This is a genomic window from Psychrobacter sp. T6-1 (genome assembly GCF_052258445.1).
In genome coordinates, this window is sequence record NZ_JBQQFC010000137.1 from 1 (window position 1) to 6,156 (window position 6,156).

6 protein-coding genes are annotated in these 6,156 nt (G+C 43.6%); 4 read left to right on the forward strand and 2 right to left on the reverse strand.

The window, feature by feature from the left end:
* Together ACTXGO_RS08455 and ACTXGO_RS08460 are read right to left on the reverse strand one after the other, a co-directional pair.
* Positions 1-569: 2,3,4,5-tetrahydropyridine-2,6-dicarboxylate N-succinyltransferase (locus ACTXGO_RS08455; protein WP_443574043.1), on the reverse strand; the 569-nt coding region annotated here is incomplete at its 3' end.
* Positions 570-681: 112 nt separating this feature from the next.
* Positions 682-1,623: an alpha/beta fold hydrolase gene (locus ACTXGO_RS08460; RefSeq protein WP_435949302.1), complete on the reverse strand. Its 942-nt coding sequence runs from the start codon at positions 1,621-1,623 to the stop codon at positions 682-684.
* Positions 1,624-1,965: 342 nt separating this feature from the next.
* Here ACTXGO_RS08460 and ACTXGO_RS08465 point away from each other — a divergent pair, with 342 nt between their 5' ends.
* The 4 genes from ACTXGO_RS08465 to ACTXGO_RS08480 all read left to right on the forward strand — a co-directional run bounded on the left by ACTXGO_RS08465 (position 1,966) and on the right by ACTXGO_RS08480 (position 6,146).
* Positions 1,966-3,129: an FAD-dependent oxidoreductase gene (locus ACTXGO_RS08465; RefSeq protein WP_443574045.1), complete on the forward strand. Its 1,164-nt coding sequence runs from the start codon at positions 1,966-1,968 to the stop codon at positions 3,127-3,129.
* A 420-nt stretch (positions 3,130-3,549) separates the two neighbouring features.
* Positions 3,550-4,527 (forward strand): arsenosugar biosynthesis radical SAM (seleno)protein ArsS, encoded by a 978-nt coding sequence (arsS, locus tag ACTXGO_RS08470; protein WP_443541967.1) that lies wholly within the window; start codon positions 3,550-3,552, stop codon positions 4,525-4,527.
* A gap of 77 nt (positions 4,528-4,604) precedes the next feature.
* On the forward strand, positions 4,605-5,426 hold the full coding sequence (locus tag ACTXGO_RS08475; RefSeq protein ID WP_443541965.1) for a DUF547 domain-containing protein: 822 nt from the start codon (positions 4,605-4,607) through the stop codon (positions 5,424-5,426).
* Between the two features lie 9 nt (positions 5,427-5,435).
* A complete protein-coding gene (locus tag ACTXGO_RS08480) occupies positions 5,436-6,146 on the forward strand; it encodes a TIGR04283 family arsenosugar biosynthesis glycosyltransferase (protein ID WP_443541963.1) in 711 nt (236 codons plus the stop codon).
* Positions 6,147-6,156 lie beyond the last annotated feature (10 nt).

Sequence of the window (6,156 nt, forward strand, 5' to 3'; positions counted from 1 at the left end):
ATCTCAGAGCGCGCGCCGATAAAGCAGTTATCTTCAATGATGGTCGGGTTGGCTTGTAGTGGCTCAAGCACGCCGCCGATACCTACGCCGCCTGATAGGTGGACGTTTTTACCGATTTGTGCGCAGGATCCAACCGTCGCCCATGTATCTACCATCGCACCTTGATCGACATAAGCGCCAATGTTGACGTATGACGGCATCAGTACCGCGCCTGCTGCGATATACGAGCCCTTGCGAGCGACTGCTGGTGGTACGACGCGTACGCCTGCTTCTTTAAACTGCTCCTCACTCCAATCAGCAAATTTGGTTGGGACTTTGTCATAGAACTGGATATGATCGCCCGCTGCTTGCACATAATTGTCGTTTAAGCGAAACGAGAGCAGTACTGCCTTTTTTGCCCACTGATTGACGACCCATTCGCCATCCTTTTTTTCAGCCACGCGCAAGCTGCCATTGTCTAATTGCTCAAGCACTTGCTCAATAGCATCGCGCACGTCCTGTGGTATGGTCGCTGGGCTGTACTCGTTACGGTTTTCAAAGGCTTGTTCGATAGTTTGTTGTAATGACATAAAAATCCCTAAAAATTAAATAAAAACGGCTTAGTAAATAAAATTTTGCCTGCTGTATTGTCGCCAATTTAGCAGCTTTTAGCAAATAAGTTCAGCATAAGCGCCTAAAACATTAGGCATCTGACGTATGACGCTCTATCCATGCCAAGATATCTTGATAAACGGTTTGGTTGTCTTGCTCATTTAATGGCTCATGGCGCATATTGGGGTAGAGTTGGATGTCTACTTGAGTAAATTTTTGCTTTTTTAGATGACGAACAACGTTATTGACGCCGCTACCCATATCGCCGATAGGATCGTTTTGACCACTGACAAATAGCATCGGAAAGTCTTTGCTAATAGTAGTCGCCCAAGTTTTGCGCAGACCAGTATCCATCAAGCTAAACAAGGTCAAAAAGCCATTATTGGTAAAGTCAAAACCAGTAAGTGGATCAGCCTCATAAGCGGCGATATTGTCAGGATTTTCGCTAATCCAAGCAAAAGGCGAGGAGGATATGCGATTATTTAATTGACTATTAAGAACTTTGTTCATCACTTTTGCAAATATAGGGTTGGTCTTTTTCGGCGCCGCTTTTGCAAGTAGTTTGTTAATAGGTAGCAGAACTTTAGTCAAGGGGTTAGCGTCAGCAGTTCCCATAAGGATCGCCCCTGAAAAATCATGCGCGTGGTGCTTGAGTACATTACGGATGATAAATGAGCCCATCGAGTGACCCATAACGAAATGCGGTACCTCAGGATGACGCTCTTTTAGGTTATCTGCCATAACGATGACGTCTTTGAGTAGCGACTGAACCGGATGCTCCTCACCGAAAAACCCTAACTCATCTGGCGACTTGACCGTTTTGCCGTGACCAAGCTGATCGTAAGTGGCAACTGCAATACCCTGATCTGCCAAGAACTGTGCAAAGTCGCTATAGCGCGCGCTATGCTCACACATACCATGTACGATAAGCAGTGTTGCTGTGATTTTGGTACTATTATCGCTCGGCTCAAAAAAGGTGTGATGCAGATAATGGCTATTGTCCGATGAGGTGATTTGTCCAGTCGTACTCATAAAGATTCCTTGATAGATTAAATGAAGAATATAGTGTTCTTGTCAGCTTATTGTAGGTTGGAACCAGGCTTTGCACGCTTGAGCGCCTTTGATGGTTCTTACCACGAATGTTATCTGCTTTTGCGGTTAAAGGGTTACTATCCAAAATGACTAAGTCGGCCAATACTAAGGTATAGGCGTATGCTAAAACTAATTTAACGACAAAGCTATGTGTGGTCAAACCTATTTATGTCGTTATCTTACAGTAGACTCACTCAGTAGCGCGCCTATTTATGCTTTACTAGCGCATCTATGAAGTGATTACTATCTATCATTGTTTATCGTAAAAGTGCTTTTATCATTATGAAAAAATTACCTATAAAAAAACTACTCTTAGCAGGAGGCGGTCATGCTCATATTGGTCTGCTACGCCGTTTGCGTACCAAACGCCCTGATCATTTAAATATAGCGATGATTAGCGAGCAGTCGCAAAGTCTGTATTCTGGCATGTTACCTGGCTGGATGGCAGGACATTATAGCCTGTCTGATATTAGTATCGATGTCTTATCTTTATGCAAGCAGGCAGGTGTCAACCTCATCAAGAGCGCGATTACCAGCGTAGATGCTGACGCGCAAAATGTGGGAACGGCTGATGAGGGTCATCACAGTTATGATGTGCTGTCACTCAATACAGGAGCGGATACTGATTTGAGCTGGCTTGTACGCGCCCAATTGCCTTTGAATCAAGACTCTTTTGATCAGATGCCTAAAGCCGACACCCCAAATAATAGTGTCATTCCTATACGGCCACTCCATCATTTTGTGCAAGCATGGGAGGACATCCTAGCAGACGCGCGGCAACGAAATCATTACCAATTGGCTATCGTTGGCGCAGGAGCGGCGGCGACCGAGATCGTTATGGCAGCAAAAGTTGCCCTACAAGCGATTAATCCCAATCATCAAGTCTATCTGATCTGCGGGCATGATTTGCTATCAGGGTTCGATACCAAATTCACTCAGCGCGTGATCAAGCAGCTTGAGCGTTTGGATATCCCAATCATTTATGAGCGCGCGCAAGATTACGTAGGCGGCGAACTCGTCATCGAAACCAAGTCTATACCTATCAATAGCGTTATTGCCGCAACTGGCGTGATGGGAGCGGCGTGGACGCAGAGTACCACTCTTGAAACAGTGGATAAAGGCTTTATTGCTGTGAATTCAGTACAACAAAGCAGATCACATGCCAATGTGTTTGCGGTAGGTGATGTCGCCAGCCGTACCGATACGGATATGGCGCATTCGGGCGTACATGCAGTACATGGCGGCGCGATAGAGGCTGATAATCTAATGGCGTACTTAGCTGATGAGTCCCTAAAAACGTATAAACCGCGCTCGCGTACTTTGTATTTGCTATCCTGCGGCGATAAATACGCTATCGGTAGCTGGGGCAGTTATAGTCTACAAGGTCACTGGATTTGGTACGTCAAACGCTATATCGACAAGCGTTTTGTCGACTCATATAAATAAGATTCTATGAGGATGACACTAAAAAAATTGATTTATAAAACAATAGTTTATATATATCAATTATTAAGTTACACGGACTATCACCCCGCGTCACAATAGAAAAATTAAATAGTGTAATAATAAATGAGTTATCACTCAAAAATACTATTTATCTTTAAAGTTTTCATATATTCTGCTTGTATAGTCAATACGAAACAAAATGGATACGTTACTTAATAACGCCAAACTGATATAAATTTTTCTGGCTTGCTGTGTCTACGCAGACAGAGGCTGTGAAAAATTCATCCCAGTCCCGCTGTATCATTTTTTATACTGAACTGACTATATGTGTAGAGAAAAAACATCTATAGATAAGATGTGCCACTCTATAATTAAAATATTTTAAAAATCACAACTGTCATCACTCAAAGGTCATACGCTATGAAATCAACTATCGAGCTGCTTGAACATACAGACTTTCCAGCAATCAAACGGCGTAAGCTTACGACACTACAAGTGAACATGGGCTATCTGTGCAATATGTCTTGTGTGCACTGCCACGTGGCTGCAAGCCCTTATCGTACTGAGATGATGTCACGTGAGTTAGTTGAGCTGATATTAGAGGTTCTACAAGCACAAAATATGGACACGCTTGATCTCACAGGCGGCGCACCTGAGATGCATGACGACTTTAAATACTTAGTCGTCGAGGCTCGTAAGCTTGGCGTTAAAGTCATTGATCGCTGTAATTTGACGATCTTGATGGAAGAGGGTTATGAGGATATGGCGCAGTTCTTGGCGGATAATGACGTCGAAGTAGTCGCCTCACTGCCGTGCTATTCGCTTGAGAACGTCGATAAACAGCGCGGCAAAGGCGCGTTTGATGACAGTATTTTAGGGCTACATAAGCTTAATGCTTTAGGTTATGGACGGATGGATTCAGGTTTGACTTTGAACTTAGTTTATAATCCACAAGGCGCCACTTTACCGCCCAATCAGCAGATGCTAGAGGCGGACTATAAACGTGAGCTCAAAGAACACTTCGATATCGAATTTAATCAATTGTTCGCCCTAACCAACATGCCCATTCAGCGCTTTGGCGCCGTCCTTCTTGCCAAAAACGAGTTCCATTCTTATATGGATCTACTCAAAGATAACTATGATGCGCAAAATCTCAAAGAGGTTATGTGTCGCTCGACCATTAGTGTTAATTGGCTCGGCGAGTTATTTGATTGTGACTTTAATCAACAGTTAGAGATGCCTGTACCCAATAAATCACGCCAGCATTTGCGCGACTTACTCACCCAAAATCCTACTGGTGACGATATCGCTATCGGTGATCATTGTTACGGCTGCACAGCAGGACAAGGTAGTAGTTGCGGCGGCGCTTTAGAAGACGAAAAGGTAAGTGCGGCTTAGAGCTGGTTCTAAGCACTTTTACTAAAATACTTATCACTACACTATTAGCTATTATTAGCACTAACGGAGCTCATCTCATGCTTATAACTAAAACTCCATTTTCTAAAGCTTTAACGATAAAAGCCATTATTGGCGCTAGCCTAGTGTTATCTGGCGCTGCTTATGCTGATTTTAACCATAGCAGCTGGGATAGCTTATTAAATAAAAACGTCACTATGACCAACGGGGGCAAAGCATCTGTCGTTAATTACAACGGCATGAAAGCTGACCAAAGCAAGCTTGATGGCTATTTGGCAGCAACGGCTAAGGTCAGTCAATCCGAATTTAACCGCTGGAGCAAGGATGAGCAATTGGCATTTTTGATTAATGTCTATAATGCGGGTACCGTAGATCTCGTGCTAACGAAATACCCTAATCTAAAATCTATCAAGGATATCGGCGGTATATTTGGCTCTCCTTGGAAACAAGACTTCGTCAACGTACTGGGTAAAAAGCGCTCGCTCGATGATATTGAGCACAATCTCATTCGTGGCTCTGGTCGCTATAATGAACCGCGTATACATTTTGCAGTCAACTGCGCAAGTATTGGCTGTCCTGCATTATTAGATGATGCCTACAAGGGCAGTAAACTCGATAAACAATTAGAGCAGGTCACCAGTAAATTTTTGGCCGATAGCAGTCGTAACCGTCTCAAGGGCAGCACACTTGAGGTCTCACCCATATTTAAGTGGTATAAAGAAGACTTTGAGAGCAATTGGCGCGGCACCAAAGATTTAGAAGGGTTTTTGGCGCGTTATAGCTCACCGCTCGGACTTAATAAATCACAAACTGCTGACTTAAAAAGTGGCAAGACCAAGATCAGTTATACCAATTATAATTGGAATCTAAATAAGAAGTAGTGAGATAGCATGTCCACGGTTTCCATTATCGTTCCTATACTCAATGAGGCAAATAATCTGCCTCACTTGTTTACTCATATCGCTAGGCTAAACCCATTACCGCAACAAATTATCTTGGTTGATGGCGGCTCACATGATGACTCTTTGGTATTGGCTCAAAAGTTTATTGCAGATTTAAAAAACGATAATCAATCAGGTATCGACTGGCAAGTGATTAAGTCACAAGCAGGTCGCGCGCGGCAGATGAACAAAGGCGCGTCCTTAGCGACAGGCGACATACTACTATTTTTGCATGCTGATACTAAGTTGCCGACTCAAGCTGTTACTGATATAACCACTGCTATCCAAGTTAAAGGATGGGGTCGTTTTGATGTACGTCTAGACAGTCCTGATTGGACGCTAAAGCTAGTCAGTAAAATGATTAACTATCGCTCGCGGTTGACTAGTATTGCCACTGGCGATCAAGCTATTTTTATTAAACGAGAGTTGTTTGAGCAAATTGGAGGCTATCCCAATCAAGCCTTGATGGAAGATGTCGAGATCAGCAAACGCTTAAAATCTATCGGCAAACCTGTTTGCTTAAAAAGCAAAGTCATTACCTCAGCACGGCGCTGGGAGCAGCACGGCACTTGGCGCACGATAGTTCTGATGTGGCAGCTGCGCTTTGATTATTGGCGCGGCGTATCCGCTGATAATATCTGGCAGCGGTATTACCAATAAAAGAATAAAC

Excerpts from the sequence above, each read along its gene's own strand:
- ACTXGO_RS08460 (WP_435949302.1), bottom strand. The coding sequence starts at position 1,623 with ATGAGTACGACTGGACAAATCACCTCATCGGACAATAGCCATTATCTG.
- ACTXGO_RS08465 (WP_443574045.1), top strand. The coding sequence starts at position 1,966 with ATGAAAAAATTACCTATAAAAAAACTACTCTTAGCAGGAGGCGGTCAT.
- arsS (WP_443541967.1), top strand. The coding sequence starts at position 3,550 with ATGAAATCAACTATCGAGCTGCTTGAACATACAGACTTTCCAGCAATC.
- ACTXGO_RS08475 (WP_443541965.1), top strand. The coding sequence starts at position 4,605 with ATGCTTATAACTAAAACTCCATTTTCTAAAGCTTTAACGATAAAAGCC.
- ACTXGO_RS08480 (WP_443541963.1), top strand. The coding sequence starts at position 5,436 with ATGTCCACGGTTTCCATTATCGTTCCTATACTCAATGAGGCAAATAAT.